19 protein-coding genes and 1 riboswitch are annotated in these 18,644 nt (G+C 32.1%); of the genes, 15 read left to right on the forward strand and 4 right to left on the reverse strand.

Annotation, left to right across the window (positions count from 1 at the left end; translation table 11 throughout):
* Positions 1 to 47: 47 nt before the first annotated feature.
* From ACWW38_RS15340 to ACWW38_RS15390, 11 genes are all read left to right on the forward strand, one after another.
* The gene (locus ACWW38_RS15340; RefSeq protein ID WP_456258395.1) at positions 48 to 641 is read left to right on the forward strand and encodes a nucleotidyltransferase family protein; all 594 of its coding nucleotides are present in this window, start codon (positions 48 to 50) and stop codon (positions 639 to 641) included.
* Positions 622 to 2,769: a xanthine dehydrogenase family protein molybdopterin-binding subunit gene (locus ACWW38_RS15345; protein WP_456258396.1), complete on the forward strand. Its 2,148-nt coding sequence runs from the start codon at positions 622 to 624 to the stop codon at positions 2,767 to 2,769. Before ACWW38_RS15340 ends, ACWW38_RS15345 begins: the two co-directional genes overlap by 20 nt.
* Positions 2,759 to 3,235, forward strand: coding sequence for a (2Fe-2S)-binding protein (locus ACWW38_RS15350; RefSeq protein WP_456258397.1), 477 nt, complete (start codon positions 2,759 to 2,761; stop codon positions 3,233 to 3,235). Before ACWW38_RS15345 ends, ACWW38_RS15350 begins: the two co-directional genes overlap by 11 nt.
* A complete protein-coding gene (locus ACWW38_RS15355; protein WP_456258398.1) occupies positions 3,229 to 4,083 on the forward strand; it encodes an FAD binding domain-containing protein in 855 nt (284 codons plus the stop codon). The genes ACWW38_RS15350 and ACWW38_RS15355 overlap by 7 nt, the downstream gene beginning before the upstream one ends.
* Positions 4,084 to 4,175: 92 nt before the next feature.
* Positions 4,176 to 4,991: an XdhC family protein gene (locus ACWW38_RS15360; RefSeq protein WP_456258399.1), complete on the forward strand. Its 816-nt coding sequence runs from the start codon at positions 4,176 to 4,178 to the stop codon at positions 4,989 to 4,991.
* Positions 4,992 to 5,202: 211 nt separating this feature from the next.
* Positions 5,203 to 6,417: a diaminopropionate ammonia-lyase gene (dpaL, locus tag ACWW38_RS15365; protein WP_456258400.1), complete on the forward strand. Its 1,215-nt coding sequence runs from the start codon at positions 5,203 to 5,205 to the stop codon at positions 6,415 to 6,417.
* 10 nt (positions 6,418 to 6,427) lie between these two features.
* The gene (gene hydA, locus ACWW38_RS15370; RefSeq protein ID WP_456258401.1) at positions 6,428 to 7,822 is read left to right on the forward strand and encodes a dihydropyrimidinase; all 1,395 of its coding nucleotides are present in this window, start codon (positions 6,428 to 6,430) and stop codon (positions 7,820 to 7,822) included.
* 1 nt (position 7,823) lies between these two features.
* Positions 7,824 to 9,050, forward strand: coding sequence for a YgeY family selenium metabolism-linked hydrolase (locus tag ACWW38_RS15375; protein ID WP_456258402.1), 1,227 nt, complete (start codon positions 7,824 to 7,826; stop codon positions 9,048 to 9,050).
* Positions 9,051 to 9,093: 43 nt separating this feature from the next.
* The gene (locus ACWW38_RS15380; RefSeq protein WP_456258403.1) at positions 9,094 to 10,077 is read left to right on the forward strand and encodes an ornithine carbamoyltransferase; all 984 of its coding nucleotides are present in this window, start codon (positions 9,094 to 9,096) and stop codon (positions 10,075 to 10,077) included.
* A complete protein-coding gene (gene arcC, locus ACWW38_RS15385) occupies positions 10,078 to 11,040 on the forward strand; it encodes a carbamate kinase (RefSeq protein WP_456258404.1) in 963 nt (320 codons plus the stop codon).
* A gap of 79 nt (positions 11,041 to 11,119) precedes the next feature.
* The gene (locus ACWW38_RS15390; RefSeq protein WP_456258405.1) at positions 11,120 to 11,296 is read left to right on the forward strand and encodes a hypothetical protein; all 177 of its coding nucleotides are present in this window, start codon (positions 11,120 to 11,122) and stop codon (positions 11,294 to 11,296) included.
* Positions 11,297 to 11,361: 65 nt separating this feature from the next.
* Here ACWW38_RS15390 and thiE read toward each other — a convergent pair whose 3' ends face one another.
* Genes thiE through thiD form a run of 3 tightly spaced genes read right to left on the reverse strand, consistent with a single transcriptional unit; the run spans position 11,362 to position 13,629 of the window.
* A complete protein-coding gene (gene thiE, locus ACWW38_RS15395; protein WP_456258406.1) occupies positions 11,362 to 11,985 on the reverse strand; it encodes a thiamine phosphate synthase in 624 nt (207 codons plus the stop codon).
* A complete protein-coding gene (thiM, locus tag ACWW38_RS15400; protein ID WP_456258407.1) occupies positions 11,976 to 12,773 on the reverse strand; it encodes a hydroxyethylthiazole kinase in 798 nt (265 codons plus the stop codon). Before thiM ends, thiE begins: the two co-directional genes overlap by 10 nt.
* A 52-nt stretch (positions 12,774 to 12,825) precedes the next feature.
* Complete coding sequence (thiD, locus tag ACWW38_RS15405; protein WP_456258408.1) at positions 12,826 to 13,629, reverse strand: bifunctional hydroxymethylpyrimidine kinase/phosphomethylpyrimidine kinase; 804 nt, start codon at positions 13,627 to 13,629, stop codon at positions 12,826 to 12,828.
* Positions 13,630 to 13,763: 134 nt separating this feature from the next.
* Positions 13,764 to 13,865, reverse strand: a riboswitch (TPP riboswitch).
* 132 nt (positions 13,866 to 13,997) lie between these two features.
* On the opposite strand from thiD, the gene ACWW38_RS15410 reads away from it, so the two are divergent.
* Positions 13,998 to 14,924: a patatin-like phospholipase family protein gene (locus ACWW38_RS15410; RefSeq protein WP_456258409.1), complete on the forward strand. Its 927-nt coding sequence runs from the start codon at positions 13,998 to 14,000 to the stop codon at positions 14,922 to 14,924.
* 109 nt (positions 14,925 to 15,033) lie between these two features.
* Here ACWW38_RS15410 and ACWW38_RS15415 read toward each other — a convergent pair whose 3' ends face one another.
* Complete coding sequence (locus ACWW38_RS15415) at positions 15,034 to 15,867, reverse strand: methyl-accepting chemotaxis protein (protein ID WP_456258410.1); 834 nt, start codon at positions 15,865 to 15,867, stop codon at positions 15,034 to 15,036.
* Between the two features lie 390 nt (positions 15,868 to 16,257).
* Between ACWW38_RS15415 and ACWW38_RS15420 the strand changes: the two genes are divergently transcribed.
* Genes ACWW38_RS15420 through ACWW38_RS15430 form a run of 3 tightly spaced genes read left to right on the forward strand, consistent with a single transcriptional unit; the run spans position 16,258 to position 18,612 of the window.
* Positions 16,258 to 16,638 (forward strand): GntR family transcriptional regulator, encoded by a 381-nt coding sequence (locus ACWW38_RS15420; protein WP_456258411.1) that lies wholly within the window; start codon positions 16,258 to 16,260, stop codon positions 16,636 to 16,638.
* Complete coding sequence (locus tag ACWW38_RS15425; protein ID WP_456258412.1) at positions 16,635 to 17,531, forward strand: ABC transporter ATP-binding protein; 897 nt, start codon at positions 16,635 to 16,637, stop codon at positions 17,529 to 17,531. Before ACWW38_RS15420 ends, ACWW38_RS15425 begins: the two co-directional genes overlap by 4 nt.
* Positions 17,512 to 18,612 carry an ABC-2 transporter permease gene (locus ACWW38_RS15430; RefSeq protein ID WP_456258413.1) on the forward strand — a complete coding sequence of 367 codons (1,101 nt, stop codon included), beginning with the start codon at positions 17,512 to 17,514 and terminating at the stop codon, positions 18,610 to 18,612. Before ACWW38_RS15425 ends, ACWW38_RS15430 begins: the two co-directional genes overlap by 20 nt.
* Positions 18,613 to 18,644 lie beyond the last annotated feature (32 nt).

The following is an 18,644-nucleotide window of genomic DNA, read 5'->3' on the forward strand; positions in this document are numbered from 1 at the left end:
CCAACATTCATTTAAAACAGAGCCAAAATAAAAACAGGAGGTCTTTAATGGGAGTTGAAGGAGTAATTTTAGCAGCAGGTTTTTCTTCAAGAGCTAAAGCATATAAGATGACACTTAAAATAGGAGATAAAACCATTATAGAAAGATCTATAGATAGTATATTGGAGTTTTGTTCTAGAGTTATTGTAGTAGGAGGATATAAATTTGAAAATTTAATACCTATACTTTCAAAATATGAAAAGGTTCAGTTAGTCTACAATGATAATTTTCAGGAAGGTATGTTTAGTTCTGTTAAAAAAGGTTTTTCAAAGGTAAAAGAAGAAAGATTTTTTTTTATGCCAGGAGATTATCCTCTAATAGATAAGAAGGTATGTGAAAAACTACTAAACTATCATGGAGACATAATTATTCCTACGTATAATGAAAGAAAAGGGCATCCAATACTGATAAAGACTAGTATGGCAAAAGAAGTTTTAGAAGAAGATAAATACGAGAATCTTAGAGAATTCATAAAAGTTAAAAAACAAATTTTTGTACCTGTAGAAAACGAAGGAATACTTTTAGATATTGATACTATGGAAGATTACAAAAAAATAGTAGGTAGGAGGTGCAATAAAGTTCATGGAATGCAATATCAGTAAACCTACAAAGAGAATCGATGTCCCTGATAAGATTGCTGGAAAGGCTAAGTATATAGGAGATTATAAGCTGGAGGGAATGCTTTATGGAAAGACTCTAAGGTCTACAAAGGCAAGGGCAAAAATAGTAAAAATTGAATATCCAAAACTTCCAGATGGATATTATATAGTTGATAAAGATGATGTTCCGGGAACTAATTTAGTAAAAATAATAATAAATGATCAACCTTTTTTTGCTGATGAAAGAGTAAATTATATTGGGGAAGCTATAGCTTTGGTTGTTGGAGAGGATAAAAAGGAAGTATTAAATATATTATCAAAAATAAATATAGAATATGAAGAGTTGGAACCAATACTGACCATAGATGATGGATTAAATAAATCTAAGGAAGCCATATATGGAGATACTAATTGCTTTGGAGATTATGAATATAAAAAAGGTAATGTTGAAGATATAAAACAAAAAAGCATTTATGTTGTAGAAGGGGAATATGAGACAGGATATCAAGAACAGCTTTATCTTGAGCCACAAGGGGTTATTGCTGTATGTGAGGGAGATAAAGTGTCCATATATGGATCAATACAGTGTCCTTATTATGTAAAAGGTGCTGTTGAACAATGTATGGGGCCTCCAGAGGATAAAGTTAGAATTATTCAGGCGGTGACAGGAGGAGGATTTGGCGGAAAGGAAGATTTCCCATCATTGATAGCAGGACAAGCGGCCTGCGCAGCACTAAAGACTAAACGTCCCGTACAGATTATATACGATAGGGACGAAGACTTAGAAGTAACTCCTAAAAGACATCCATCAAAAATAAAGATAAAGAGCTATTTAGATAAAGATTACAGGATATTGGGCAGTGAAGTAGATATAAAGCTAGATGCAGGCGCATATTCAGGTTTGTCCAATGTGGTTTTACAGAGAACTATGTTTGCAGCAATAGGCAATTATAATGTTGAAAATGTAGTAGTTAAGGGAAAATCAGTTGCTACAAATAAAACTGTAAGCGGAGCTTTTAGAGGGTTTGGAGCACCACAGGCATTTTTTGCAGTTGAAATGCATATGGAACATATAGCAAAGCAGCTAGGTATAGACTCCCTAGAATTTAAGATGAAAAATCTGCTTAAAAAGGGGGATAAGTCTTCTACAGGAGGAATTTTTAGAGAAAATGTTCCATTGCCTAAAATGATTGAAAGAGTACTGGAAATATCTTCTTACAGGGAAAAAAAGATTAGATTTCAAGAAGAGAGGAAGCGTGGAAAGCTAAAAGGAATAGGATTATCCCTATTTTTTCATGGTGGAGGATTTACAGGAAGTGGAGAGAGGGAGCACATTAAATCTAAAGTTAAATTAGTTAAACATGCTAATGAAATTGTTGAAATATTAATTGCAAATGTTGAAATGGGACAAGGAACTCAAACTTCTTTAAGAAAAATAGTAGCCTATACTCTAGAAATACCTTTAGAAAAGGTAATATACGAGAATCCAGATACTGATAGAGTTCCAAATTCAGGGCCTACTGTAGCTTCAAGAACTACAGTAATTGTTGGCAAGCTTCTAAAAGATGCTGCTGAAGCATTAAAGCTTAAATGGAATGAAAGTGATAAAGTAGAGGTAATGGCTGAATATAAGCACCCAGAAGGATTTTATTGGGATGATGAGCATTTTATTGGAGATGCTTATAATTCTTATTCATGGGGTGCTAATGTGGTAGAGGTAGAAGTAGATCCTATTACACTGATACCATCTATAGATAAGGTCTGGGCTGTTTTTGATATAGGTAATGCTATTGATGAGAGAATAGTAAAAGGACAGATTGATGGAGGAATACTTCAGGGATTAGGTTATGCAGGTATAGAAGTCATGGAAAATAAGGATGGAAGGTTTATGCAAAGAAGTAATGCAGACTACATTATACCAACATCAAAAGATGCTCCAAAAATAGAAAGTGAATTAATTTGCGAACCTTATTACTATGGACCTTTTGGAGCTAAGGCATTAGGAGAACTTACTTTAGTAGGATCACCTTCAGCCTATGCATTAGCAGTTGAAAATGCAACGGGAGTAAGTATAAATAAGATACCAGTAAGGCCGGAGCATTTAATGGAGGTGTTAGAACATGACAAGTAGCATAAGGTTTAAATTGAACTTTGAAGATATAGAAATAGCAATAAATCCATTAAAAAGATTATTAGACGTATTAAGGGAAGATATGGGGTTCACGGGAGTAAAAGAAGGCTGTGGAGAAGGGGAATGTGGAGCTTGTAGTGTTATTATAGATGGAAAGCTTATTAATTCATGTATGGTACCCATAGGAACAGTGGAAGGGAAAGAAGTTTTGACCATAGAAGGACTTCAGCAAACTAAAAGATATAATGTATTAAAGGATAGCTTTGAAGAAGCTGGAGCAGTTCAGTGCGGATTTTGTACTCCAGGAATGATTATGGCATCAGAGGCATTATTAAGCAAAAATCCTCATCCTAGTGAAGATGAAATAAGAGAGGGATTATCGGGCAATTTATGCAGATGCACAGGCTATAACATGATTATAGATGCTATAAAACTTGCTGAAAAAAGAGGTGACGGTCTATGGTAAAGGCATATAGAGCTAATAGCTTAACAGAAGCACTAGAAATAATCAACAAGGAAGACTGTTTACTTTTTTCAGGTGGTACAGATTTAATGGTTAAAAATAAACAGTGGTCCGGGGTAGAACCTAGTTTTAATGAAAATGTAGTTTTTATTGGACATCTTCAAGAGCTTAAGAAGATTCAGATTAATGATGAAATTTTAACCATAGGGGCTGCATGTACATGTACTGACATTGCGGAAAGTTTTATAGTCCCTGAATATTTTAAAGAAGTATTCTTGCTTATGGCGTCACCAGCTATAAGAAATATTGCTACTATAGGCGGAAATATATGCAATTCATCTCCGGCGGGAGATAGTTTACCTTTACTTTATGCTTTGGATGCTGAATTAGTAATTAATAGTTTAGATGGAACAAAAACAGTACCAATAAGTGAATTTATATTAGGACCAGGAAAGAACCGTTTGAAAAATAATGAAATCTTGTCAGATATAAAGATTAAGCTAAGTAACTTTAATAATATTTTTTATAAGAAGGTAGGGACTAGAAAGTCTACGGCTTTATCTAAAATATCATTTATAGGATTAGCTAAGGTTAATGATAAAAATATAGAAGACACAAGAATAGCGTTTGGGGCAGTGGCACCAACTACAATAAGAAGTAGAGATATAGAGGGAAAAATTATTAATATGATATCTGAATCAAAAGAAGTATATGATATAAAATCCATAAAGCAAATGTATTCTGAACTCATCAATCCAATAAGTGATCAAAGATCTACTGCAGATTATAGAAAAAAAACTGCTCTAAGACTATTAGAAAAATTCCTAATTAGTCTAATAGAGGATAATTAAAATACTTAATCCGACGACAAGTATCTATTATCTTATGAATAAGACAATAGATACTTGTTCATAAATTTTATATAAGAGAGGAGAAAACTTTTATGGATATGTATGAAGAAATATATAAGCTGAAAAAGAGTTCTAAAGAAGGAGTTCTAGTAACTGTTGTTCAGAGAAAGGGACATGGTCCTGCTAATGTTGGAAAAAAGATGTTGGTATATAGAGATGGAAGTAAGAAGGGAACTGTAGGAGGAGGAGAACTAGAGTATTTTGCTATAGAAAAGGCAGTGGATATATTTAAAGAAAAAAAACATTCAATGGTAAGCTACGATTTTACTGGTGAAAACCTAACTAAGGCAGATGTTTGTGTGGACATGATTTGTGGAGGCCTAGTCACTCTATATTATGAATATATAGGGATAAGCCCTAGAATATACATATTAGGCGCTGGGCATGTGGGAAAATGCCTAGCAGACATATTAATAAATTTAGATTATACCACTACAGTAATTGACGATAGAGAGGAGGTTGCTAGAGAAATCGCTAGAGAACATGAAGTACTAGTAGGTGACTATTCAAGTATAGTAAAGGAACTTCAAATACCTGATGAGAGTTATGTTGTAGTCACTGGATATACTCATGAAATTGATTATGAAATGCTGAAGGCTATTTACAGCTCAAAATGTAAACCTAAATATATTGGACTTTTAGCATCGGAGAGAAAAGCCAGAATTATTATTGAAAAGTTAAAAAATGAAGTAGGAAAAGATATAGATTTAAGTGTTTTATATGCTCCAGTTGGAATAGATATAGGTGGAGATTCTCCTGAGGAAATAGCACTATCTGTAATAGCTGAAATACAAGCGATAAGATACAATATTCAGGGGAATAAGCATTTAACAAAAAAATGGAGCTAATTTATATATTATCAAAATGATAATATATATACCTGTATAATGCATAAAATAATGAGTAAAATTATGAAAAAAGTAGTTATCAGTGTGATAAAAATTATCACATTGATAACTATTTTTATATAGTGAATTCTATAAAATGTAGATAATATGTACTGTAATAAGTTGGCATAAATAATGCTATTCATATAAGAGTAAAGGAAGGGGGATGAATATGGGGGAAAGAATTCAATGGATAAAAAATGCCAGAGCAAGGAAGATAGATAATAAGGTTTCAGTGGATTATCTAAGTGCTGAAGAAATAAAAAAAGTAAAAGGCTTTCATGAAAGCTTCCATATGTATAGCCCGACGCCATTAGTTTCACTGAAAAATTTAGCCGAGCATTTAGGAATATCTAATATATTTGTAAAAGATGAATCTTACAGATTTGGACTAAATGCTTTTAAGGTGTTAGGCGGTTCTTATGCAATAGGAAAGTTTGTATCAGAGAAGTTAGGTGTAGATATATCTGAAATGAGCTTTGACGAACTTCGAAGCAATGAAACAAAGGATAGAATAGGAGAAATTACTTTTACCACAGCTACAGATGGAAATCACGGAAGAGGAGTTGCTTGGGCTGCACAGCAGTTGGGACAAAAGGCGGTGGTATATATGCCTAAAGGTTCTTCTGAGATAAGACTAGACAATATAAAGGCCACTGGAGCAGAGGCATATATAACAGAATTAAACTATGATGATGCTGTTAGATTATCATTAGAAAATGCAAGAAAGTATGGTTGGCAGATTATTCAAGATACAGCTTGGGAAGGGTATGAAAATATACCACTTTGGATTATGCAGGGTTATACAACAATGATGTTCGAAGTTGCAGAACAACTTGTAGAATATGGTGTAGAAAGACCAACTCATGTATTTATTCAAGCCGGGGTTGGATCTCTTGCAGGTGCAGTACAAGGGTTTGTTGCATCTTACTATAATGGAGAAAGACCTATTACGGCAGTAATAGAACCTAATAAAGCAGACTGCATGTACAGATCAGCAGTAAATGGGAAGATCACTAATGTAACAGGACATATGGATACTATAATGGCAGGACTTGCTTGCGGAGAGCCTAATCCTATGGGATGGAAAATTTTAAAAGACTATTGTGATCTTTTTGCATCATGTCCAGATAATATAGCTGCAAATGGTATGAGAGTATTAGGTAATCCTATGGGCGAAGATAAAAAGATTATATCAGGAGAGTCTGGAGCAGCTACCATGGGATTTTTGTATACAATACTGACAGATAATAAGTATAGAGTAATAAAAGAAATGCTAAATATTAATGAAAGTTCAAAAATACTTCTTATAAGTACAGAAGGAGATACTGACCCTGAAAACTATAGAAAAATAGTTTGGGATGGAAAATATCCATATAACCAGTGAGGGGAATATTATGTCAATAATTATTAAAAACGGAACAATAGTAACTGCCAGTGATACGTATATAGGAGATATATATATTGAAAATGAGATTATTAAAGAAATAGGAATCAACATAGATAGATCAGCTGATGAATCAATAGATGCTAAAGGCAAGTATGTAATTCCTGGAGGGGTAGATGTTCATACACATTTTAATTTAGATGTGGGAATAGCTAGATCTAACGACGATTTTTATACAGGTACAGTAGCTGCAGCCTGCGGAGGAACTACTTCTATAGTAGATCACATGGGATTTGGACCAAAAGGATGTAATTTACACCACCAAGCCAAGGTATATCATGGATACGCAGATGGTAATTCTGTAATAGATTATGGATTTCATGGGGTAATTCAGCATGTTAATGATGACATATTGGGGGAAATGAGTGATGTATTGAAAAATGAGGGGATACCTAGCTTTAAAATATATCTAACCTATGATTATAGAGTAGATGATGAAGGTGCCATAAAGGTACTTTTAAGGCTTAAAGAATTAGGTGGAATTACAACAGTTCACTGTGAAAATAATGATGCTGTAAATTATCTTAGGAATTACTATGTAAAAAATGGATTAACCTCACCAATTTATCATGCACTAAGCAGGCCTTGTGAATGTGAAGGAGAGGCCATAAATAGGATGATTAATCTAGCAGCTATTGCAGGAGATGCTCCACTATATATAGTCCATTTATCCACATCAATAGGTCTTGATTATATAAAACTAGCTCATAATAGGGGACAGCATGTGTATGCAGAAACCTGTCCTCAATATCTCTTCTTAGATGAGGAGAAATATAGTGAAGCTGATAATGGTGGACTTAAATATATTATGAGTCCGCCACTTAGAAAAAAAGAAAATCAGAAACACTTATGGGATGGACTTAGAGATGGATATATTCAAACTGTTGCAACAGATCATTGTCCATTTGCTTTCGGTAAAGATAAGCAGAGAGGAAAAGATGATTTTACTAAATGTCCTAATGGAGCTCCAGGTGTAGAGGAAAGGATACCTCTTATGTTTTCAGAAGGAGTAATGAAGGGGAAAATAAGTATTACCAAATTTGTAGATGTATGTTGCACAGCTCCGGCAAAAATATTTGGACTATATCCTAAAAAAGGAGCTGTTCAAGTGGGAGCAGATGCAGACATAGTACTTATTGACCCAGATAAAGACGTAACTTTAACAAAACATATGCTTCATGGAAATATAGACTATACAGCTTATGAAGGTTTTAAACTTAAAGGGTATCCAGTAATGACTATGGTAAGAGGCAGGATAATAGTAAGAGACAATGTTTTTATAGGAGAAAAAGGCTATGGAAGATTTATAAAGAGAAATAAAAAGATTAATAATTGGGGGGAGTAATGTGTCAAAGGATTTAAAGGTTGATGAAGTATTAAAGCTGGCAGAAAAATATAAGGATGATATGAGTAAGTTTCTAAGAGATATGATAGCTATTCCAAGTGAAAGCTGTAGAGAAGAAAAGGTAATTTTAAGAATAAAAGAAGAAATGCAAAAGGTTGGATTTGACAAAGTAGATATTGATCCTATGGGAAATATTTTAGGATATATAGGCCATGGAAGGCATGTAATTGCTATGGATGCTCATATTGATACTGTTGGAGTAGGAGATGCTAATCTCTGGAATTACAACCCTTATGAAGGATATGAAGATGAAGAGATAATCTTAGGAAGAGGAGCAAGTGACCAAGGGGGTGGTATGGCATCCATGGTTTATGCAGGAAAGATAATAAAAGATCTAAATCTTGAGGATGATTACACATTATTAGTTACAGGAACAGTTCAGGAGGAAGACTGTGATGGATTGTGCTGGCAATATATTATAAAGGAAGATGAGATTAAACCTGAATTTGTAGTTATTACAGAACCTACTTCCTGCAATATATATAGAGGACAAAGAGGGAGAATGGAAATAAAAGTTACAACTCGTGGAGTGAGTTGTCATGGTTCTGCTCCAGAGAGAGGGGATAATGCAATATTTAAAATGGCGCCTATATTAACTGAGCTAAGAGCGCTAGCTGAAAATCTTAAAGATGATGAATTTTTAGGAAAAGGCAGTTTAACAGTATCTGAAATATTTTTCTCATCTCCATCAAGATGTGCAGTAGCTGATGGTTGTAGTATTTCCATAGATAGAAGGTTAACAGATGGAGAAACTTGGGAGCATGCTCTTCAACAAATTAGAAATCTTCCATCTGTAAAGGCATCAAAGGCAGAAGTAGAAATATACACTTACGAAAGACCATCATATACAGGATTAGTATACCCTACAGAATCCTATTTCCCTTCATGGGTTCTACCAGAAGAGGATGAGGCATGTAAGACACTAGTAGATTCTTATAAAAAATTGTTCAAAGAAGAACCATTTGTAGATAAATGGACATTTTCAACTAATGGAGTTTCAATAATGGGAAGGTATGGAATACCATGTATAGGATTTGGTCCAGGACATGAAGACCAAGCACATGCACCAAATGAAAAGACATGGAAAAGCGAGCTGGTTAAATGTGCTGCTATGTATGCAATTATTCCAAAATTATATGTAAATGAGTATGGAAATAAACAAAAATAAAATAAAAATAGAAACAATTTAAAAGATTAAGGAGGATCCTATAATGCAAACAGTATTTAGAGGAAGACATTTTATAACACTAGAGGACTATACTAAAGAAGAAATTGAAACTATGCTTGAAGTAGCATGGGATTTAAAGAAAAAGATGGCTATGGGAGTTACAACTCCATATTTACCATATCAAACTATGTTTTTAATGTTCTTTGAACAGTCAACTAGAACAAGAAACTCTATGGAAGCAGGTATAGCTCAACTTGGAGGACATGCAAACTATCTTGATACAAGTACTATGCAAATCTCCCATGGAGAATCTGCAAAGGATACAGCTGTAATACTTTCAAGATTTGGTCATGCTATAGCATGTAGAAACTGCTTCTGGGGAGTAGGAAATAAATATTTAAGAGAAATGGCTGAGCACTCTTCAGTTCCAATAATGAATCTACAATGTGACCTTTATCACCCAATGCAAGGGCTTGCAGATCTTATGACAATAAAAGAAAAATTTGATGATACAAAACGCTTAAAGGTTTCTGTAATTTGGGCTTACGCAACTACTCATAAAAAACCAATATCAGTTCCGGTATCTCAAGTGCTATTATTCCCAAGGTTTGGCATGGATGTAACTTTAGCTTATCCAGAAGGATATGATTTACCAGACTGGGTAATAGAAAAAGCTAAGAAAAATGCAGAAGAAAATGGTGGAAGATTTAGAATAACTCATGACATGGAAGAGGCGTATAGAGGAGCAGACGTAGTAATCCCTAAAAACTGGGGAAGCTGGGTTAATAACCAAAGCAATGAAGTTGTAGATGATTTACTAGAATCCTATAAGGGATGGAAGTGCACAGAAGAAATGATGGCTCTTACTAATAAAAATTCTGTCTACATGCATGCGCTTCCAGCAGATAGAAATAACGAAGTTGAGGATTCAGTAATAGATGGACCTCATTCAGTAGTTTATGATGAAGCAGAAAATAGAATTCATACTGCAAAAGCTGTTATGGTTCTTACAATGGGAGGAAAATAAATGAAAATAGTTTTAGCCTTGGGGGGAAATGCACTTCAATTAAACCCTAAGGATGCCTCTTCAAAAAGCCAACTTGAAACTTGTAGAAAAACAGCTAAGGCTATAGTGGATTTAATTGAAGAGGGTCATGATATATCTATAGTACATGGAAATGGCCCTCAAGTAGGACAAATTGTCAGCTCTGTTGAATCAGCATATAAGTATGATTCAGAAACAAATATATTAATGCCTTTAGATGTTTGTGGTGCATATTCACAGGGATATATAGGATATCATCTTCAAAATTCTATTGAAGATGAGTTAAAATTTAGGAATTTACAAAAGGCAGTTGGAACTATTATTACTCAGGTAATAGTAGACATAAACGATAGTGCTTTTAACAACCCAACAAAACCAATTGGAAAGTTTTATTCAAAGGAAGAGGCAGAAAAACTAACAAAGGAAAATGGCTATATCATGAAAGAAGATGCTGGAAGAGGATATAGAAGAGTGGTGCCATCCCCTAAGCCTATAGATATATTAGAGAAGCAAGCCATAAAATCAATGGCTGATTCTGGAATAGTAACAATATCCTGTGGAGGAGGAGGAATACCGGTAGTATATGAAGGTGAAAAAACTAGGGGAATTGCAGCTGTTATAGATAAAGATTTTGCAGCAGAAAAGTTGGCAGAAACAATAAATGCTGACATGCTATTAATATTAACTGCTGTGAATAGGGTTTGTATTAATTATAATAAGCCTAATGAAAGTGAATTATCAGAAGTTACAGTTGCAGAACTAGATGAGTATATAATTCAAGGACAGTTTGCTCAAGGAAGTATGCTGCCTAAGGTTGAGGCTGCTAAAAAGTTTGTACTTTTTGGAGAAAATAAAGTTGCTATAATAGCTTCTTTAAATAAAGCTAAAGATGCATTAAGAGGATTAAGTGGAACCAGAGTAATCAAAAATAGAACTATACTTTAACAAAACAAAAACAACAGGTGGGCAATATAAAGCATAAACCTCCTTTAATAATAATATATAATAGTAGGAGGTGTCATGGATGAAAATAGAATTTTTTTACAAATGCAAAGATGGCCGCGTTATAGGAAAAGAAGCTGAATGTAAAGAAAAGTTAGACGAAAAGGTAGAAGAGAGAATAAAAAATATAAAAAATTATACTGAAAAGTTAGAGAATAATGAGTATTACGGTGAGAGTGTTTTAGAATTAGATGAATAAAATAAAAGGGCTTGAATCCTTATAGTATAACTAAGAATTCAAGCCCTTTTTTTACCATGAAAAGTTTATTCATAGAAAAATTTTGATAATTCTTTTGTTGCAAAGGCTATGTCATCGCTGCCTAAAATACAGGATATAATTGAAAGCCCGTTAACTCCAGTGGATATAACTGACTTAGCGTTTTCATGGTTTATTCCACCTATAGCCACAGAAGGTATATTGATATTATCTACAATATGTTTTAGCCCTTCAAGTCCCATAGGTTCTTTAATATCTTTCTTAGTACCAGTATAGAAAACGGCACCAAGACCAACGTAATCAGCACCAGCTTCTTGCGCTTCTAGGGCTTCTTCTAAAGTGTTAGCGGAAATTCCTATGATTTTATCTTTGCCTAGTATTTTTCTAGCAAATTCTATAGGCATATCACTTTGACCAAGGTGAACTCCATCAGCATCTATAGCTAAGGCTATATCAATTCTATCGTTTATTAGTATAGGAATATTATATTTTGATGTAATTTCTTTAACTTCTTTTGCAATCTCATAAAATTCTCTTGTAGATACATCCTTTTCTCTTACTTGTACTAGCGTTACTCCAGATTTTATAGCATCTTCAACACACTGCTTTAAGTTTCTTCCATTTAAAAAGGATCTATCAGTAATTAAATATAATTTGTAATCTATATCCATTGAATTTTACCTTCCTTCACAATATCTTCATCTTTTAATAAGTATATTTCATCTATAAGTTTAACCTTAAAGCTTCCAGGAGTATTAGCTACTTTTTCTGCATGTTCTCCAGCTAAATTCATAGATAAAACTGAAGCTACAGCAGCTATAAACTTGTCTTCTTCTACAGCAGCAGTAGCAGCTGTAAGTGCTCCTACCATACATCCTGCCCCTGTAACTAATGTTAAAAGACTTGTGCCATTTTTAATTATGGCTGTTCTTTCACCGTCAGTAACTATATCTTCAGCCCCTGTAGCAGCAACTATGCAATTATGTTTTTTAGCAAGAGATATACAAGCTTCTACTGAATTACTTCCATCATCTATAGAATCTACACCTCTAGTTTTAGCTTCATAACCAGCTAAATATTTTATTTCTCCAAGGTTTCCTTTAATTATATCTACCTTACCAATTTCAAAAAGTCTTTCAATGAAATCTATTTTTCTTTTTATAGCTCCGCAGGCAACTGGATCCAAAATTACTGGAATATTATTATTTTTAGCAGAAAGAGCAGCCATAAGCATAGCTTGTTCTTGTTCTTTAGTAAGAGTTCCTACGTTTATATAGATAGAAGAAGCAATTTTTGCAAAATCGTAGCATTCATCGTAAGCTTCAGCCATAGCAGGAGATGCTCCATAGGCTAATAGTATGTTAGCGCAGTCATTGATAGTTACATAGTTTGTTAAGGCATGTACAAGAGGTGTAGTTTGTCTAACTTTTTTTAAAGTTTTAGAAACACTGTTAATCATATTAATTCCCCCAATTAAGTAAATTTAGTTTTGTAAGTTTGTAATTTATTTATTATTCATATTTAACATTAGCTTTTTTATATAAGTCTATAAAATGGCCAACAGGTCCAACTCCATGACCTATAGGAAAAGAATTTTCAATTGCCATTTTTATGTAATATTTTCCTAATTTAACAGAATGATTAATAGAATAGCCTTTAGCTAGAAAACTTGCAATTGCTGAAGAAAGTGTGCAGCCAGTACCGTGAGTGTTAATAGTATCTATTCTTTTTCCCTCCAGTGTTAAGAATTCATCTCCATAACATAAGATATCTGTTGAGTTATTACATCTATGTCCACCCTTAACTAATACATTTTTTACTCCATAATCTTTTATTTTTAAGGCAGCTACTTTCATGTCTTCTTCACATGTTATTTTCATTCCTGTAAGTTCTTCAGCCTCAGGAATATTAGGGGTTACAATATCAGCAATTTGGATTAAACTTTTCAATTCATCAACTGCTTCAGGCTTTAAAAGATGATATCCACTTTTAGATATCATAACTGGATCTAAAACGATGTTTTTAACTTTATATTCAAGTAATATATTTTTTATAGTTCGTATTATTTCTGAATTAGATACCATTCCTATTTTTACAGCGTCTACTTCAATATCATCAAAAATTGCTCTCATTTGAGCTTCCACAATTTCTTTACTAATTTCTTGAACTGCAGTAACTCCTTGAGTATTTTGAGCTGTTACAGCACAAATTACACTCATTCCATATACTCCAAGTGCACTCATAGTCTTTAAATCTGCTTGTATTCCGGCTCCTCCACAGCTATCGGAACCGGCAATAGTTAATACTTTTATCATAATACCCATCCTTTCTTGATGAAAAAAATAACACCATACAGAGATAAGATTGCATAGGTGTTTTATAGTAACAAATAGTTATTTATAATATCAAAGCTCCTTATGCACAAAGCAAAAGGAGCTATATATACTATATAAACTTCTTCATTGCTTCCTACGCTAGTGTTATCTAGTTTCAGGTTCAAAGGGTTAGAATATGTTCCTCTCAGCCATTATAGGCACCCCTGCAATACGTATATTTAATTTTATCTATATAAATTATACCATAAACTATTGGATTGTACATAAGTTGTTTCATAATTAATTATTAAATAAAATTATCAACAGCTGTTTTTATTTACATATCTTATATACTAAGGGGTGATTATATGAATATAGATGCTGTTTTTGAAGGTGGAGGAATGAAAGCTATTGGGTTAGTTGGTGCAGCATGTTGTCTTCAGGACAAAGGGTATAATATAAAAAATTTTGCAGGATCTTCAGCAGGAGCTATTGTAGCAGCATTATTAGCTGCAGGATATAGCTGCAGAGAATTAAAAGATATTATAATGAATCTTAATTATAATGAGTTTTTAGATAATAATAAATTGAAAAAAATTAGACCATTGATGTTTGCAAAAAATTTTATTACACTCTTCAAAGATAGGGGGGTATATTCAGGAGATCCAATAGAAAAATACATAGGAGAACTTTTAGAGGCTAAAGGAAAAACAAAATTTAAAGATTTGAGCGTAGAAGGTAAATCGTATCTTAAAATAATCATTTCTGACATAACTAAAGGAGATATGCTGATAGCTCCAGATGATTTAATAAAATATGATATTGATCCAATGGAATTTGAAATTGCCAAAGTTGTTAGAATGAGTATCAGTATGCCTTTTATATTCAAACCTGTAAAACTGAGTTATAAAAATGAAGTGAGTTTTATAGTAGATGGAGGGATTTTAAGTAATTATCCTATATGGGTTTTTGATGTAAATAATAAACCTAGATGGCCAACCTTTGGTATGAAGCTCATAGAAGATAAAAAAACATTTACAGCAGGTGGAAAAACAGATATTATATCTTTTACATTTGATGTAATTAGTGCAATGATAAATAAAAATGAAGAAATATATATTAAAAATAAAGATTGGGTGAGAACTATACCAATACCAACATTAAATGTAGGAACTACTCAAATTAATATTACTAAGGATTTAGCTAATAAACTATTTGAATCAGGATATGAAAGTGCTGAAAAATTTTTAAGTAAGTGGAATTTTAATAGATATGTAGCTGATTACAGGAGTTAAAACATTATTTGAAAAATTATAATTTTGTTTAAAATAAGAGACTATATTAGGGCTAATAAAAAAACTAATATAGTCTCTTTCACGTTAATAATCACATATTTATTATATGTTAGCTAAATTTTTTTGAGAAAATTTCTAAGTGCTTTGTAGCATTATGAATATTTTCTAAAGCTGATGCTATTTCTTCGGTGGAAGCAGCTTGTTCTTGACTTATGGAAGCTACGTTATCAATATCAGTACTTATTTGATGAACGGCATTATTTATATCCTCAAGTATCTTTTTTATTTTGTTTACAGATTCTTGACTTTGATTTGCAAGCTTACGAATTTCACTTGCTACAACTCCAAATCCTCTTCCTTGATCACCAGCTCTTGCAGCTTCAATTGCAGCATTTAAACCTAATAAGTTTATTTGTGAGGATATATTTTTTATAAGTTCTAAAGCTTCATTAGTCTGTAATGATTTTTTCAAAGTTTCTTGAACTTTTTCAGTGGCTGTTTGACCGGACTTAGCAAGAATTGTAGCACTTGCTGCTACTTGATCTATACTTTCATTAGCCTGTTCAGTAGATACAGCAAGTTCGTTAATTTCATTAATTAATTCTAAGCTTTCATTAAGATCAATAGCTGAAGTTATGGAACCTATAATTTTTCCCTCATGATTTTTTATAGGATGGGCAAATAATTTTATATCTACTCCAAATATTTCTTTTGGTACACTATCCTTAATGATTTTTCCAGTGTTTATACAATTTATTATAATTTTAGAGTCTAAAATAGAGTCCCCAACTTTTACATTTAAATTAAAATTATTAGCTGGGATATAGGCTATACATTTTTCTAAATCAGTTACGGAGAAAGCTATATCATCTCGTGTTATAGGGTTTAAGTAGGGAAGAGATTCGCATATGCCTTCTAGAATATGTATATCTTTATCTATCATTTAAATTTCCCCCAATACAAAATAGATTTAATTAAATATTACTAGTATTACTTTCAAATAAGTGGTAGTACAATTTTAATCTTTAATGTTAGTAATGAACAAAGTTAACAAACAACTTACATGTATAATTATACCTTAAAGTCATAATTGTGTTAAGGATAAACTAATATAACTGCTTTAGGACAGACTGATTAAAAGGCTGAATATATGAAATACACAGGCATTTAATACGGTTTAAGAAATATTTAAGATTTATTTAAGAGAATATTCCTTTACAAAATTTAGGGGTAGCATTATAATATTAGTGTACTAGAACAATTAATACACTTAGTACACTTTAAAAATTTTTTAGCTAAAATAATATAAATTCACCGGGAGGTGACATGAAACTTGATCAATATTGATGTAAGAAGTAGTAGGCCTATTTATGAACAAATTATAGATGGAATAAAGGAAAATATTCTAAAAGGAATATTAATGCCAGGAGATAAGTTACCCTCTGTCAGAGAAATGTCTTCACTTATAACCACTAATCCTAATACAGTTAGTAGAGCTTACATGGAGCTAGAGCGACAAGGTGTTATTGAAACTGTAAGAGGAAAGGGAACTTATGTATCTTCTGATTACAAACCTAAAGTGGAGGAAGAGAGGATGGAAAAGTTGAAGGAAGATATTAAGAAAATTATTGTAGAAGCCCATTATATGGGAATTACAAAAGAGGAGATTTTGAAAATCATAAATGAGTTTTATGAAGAGGTGAAAAAAGATTGATAGAAATTATCAATGGACATAAAAGCCTAAGTGGAAAATCTATTTTGAGGGATGTAAATATAAGTGTGAAAAAAGGGAGTATTTTTGGACTTATAGGTCCAAATGGGGCAGGAAAAACTACTTTAATTAAAAATATAATGGGAATTTATAGGCTGGATAAAGGTGATATAAAGGTTAAAGGTGAGTCTGTTTTCAAAAGTACAGATATTAAAAAAATAATGGGATATGTATCAGATGAAAATACTTATTTTAATTCATTTAATCTAAAAGATATAGCTAAATTTTATTCTTTAACTTATGAAAAATTTAATAGAGATAGATTTAATAAATTAAACAAAATCTTTAATCTTCCAGAAAAAACACCTACAAGAAAGTTTTCTAAGGGGATGAAGATGAGACTTTCCATAATATTAAATTTAAGTATTATGCCTGAAGTTTTAATATTAGATGAACCTACAAATGGACTTGACCCTATAGTCAAAAAGCAGTTTATGAATATACTTTTAGAGGACGTTGCAGAAAGAGAGACTACTATTCTTATATCATCACATAATCTTGGAGAATTAGAAAGAATATGTGATAGTATTGCAATTATGGATCATGGAGAAGTGAAATATACAAATTCAATTGAAGACATGAAAAATAAAATTAGAAAAATACAAGTAGTTTTCAAAGATAAGGCACCAGAGGATTTAGGAAGCTGGGATGAGATAATAAAGGTGGAGAAAATTGGGAGAGTCTACAATATAGTTACTAAGGAATATAATACTAGTTTTCAAAAAAAGTTATATGATTGTGAATTAATGTTCCAGGAAGAGATTGATTTAAGTCTTGAAGATATGTTCATTTACTCTATTGGAGGTGATATTGATTATGAAGAGATATTTAAATAAAGCCCTCCTTTATAAAGAGTGGAAAAGTGTAAAATGGCTATCAATTATGTTTTTGTTTCAGGTGAGCTTACAATTAATTGTTCCATTTATTAATAATGTGCAGTATTTAAAAAAATCTATTAATAGAGGGGAATATAAATATAGTGAATATGAATATTTTTTTACCAGTTTTTTTAGAAATAATAGAGCAGAAATAGAATTTACAGTAATTACCTTGATAATTATAGGAACTTTTATAGTAGGGATGGACATTATGGGGAGAAGATATGACACTATAGGGTCTATGCCATTTAAAAGAGAAGAGATAATAGTAACAAAGTGGATAGTAGCAGCTTTGACTACAATAATACCTATTTTTTTAAGTTTTGTAATAATAAAGATTATGTACTTATGTAATAAAGATATTTTAAGTCCTTATATAAATGGGAATATGATTGAACAGTGGGCTTTGATTAATAGTCTTACGTATCTATTTATTATAAGTTTTATAATGTTTATACAAACTTTATTAGGTAAAAACATACTAGGAGGGATTATTGGTTCAATATTTTTATTGCTTCCTTTTGGGTTAGGGGTTTTAATTAGAGGATTCACAGAAATTATGACTTATAATCCTGAGGTATTTACAAGAGATGGATACAATAGCTTTATTAATGGAATGGATAGATTTTTTAGTAATATATCTTTAGGGTTCTACAATAATGAAAACATAGGTTTTAATTTATCAATCTATAAAAGGGAACTTATTTTAGCAATATCCATTATAATCGTATTAGTTTTAATGATATACTCATTCAAAAACTTACCCTTTGAAAGAATAGGATATGTTGTAATTTATAGACCATTAGAGTTTGTATTAAAAATAGGAGTATCTGTTTGCTTTGGCCTTGTGGGAGGGACAATAGGTTCAGGATTTATATCATCCTATTATGAGCTTTATAGAATAGCAAATTCTAACAATGTTAAAGAACACCTGCCTATAATTGATAAAGCTATAAGTTTGACGGTTTTAATAGCACTTTTATGTGGATGCATTGTGTATGTAGTAACTGGTAAAATCATTGAAGCAAATAAGAAATAAATATATATAATTTATTTGAAAGAGAGGTTTAA

This window comes from Clostridium sp. JNZ J1-5 (genome assembly GCF_053901425.1).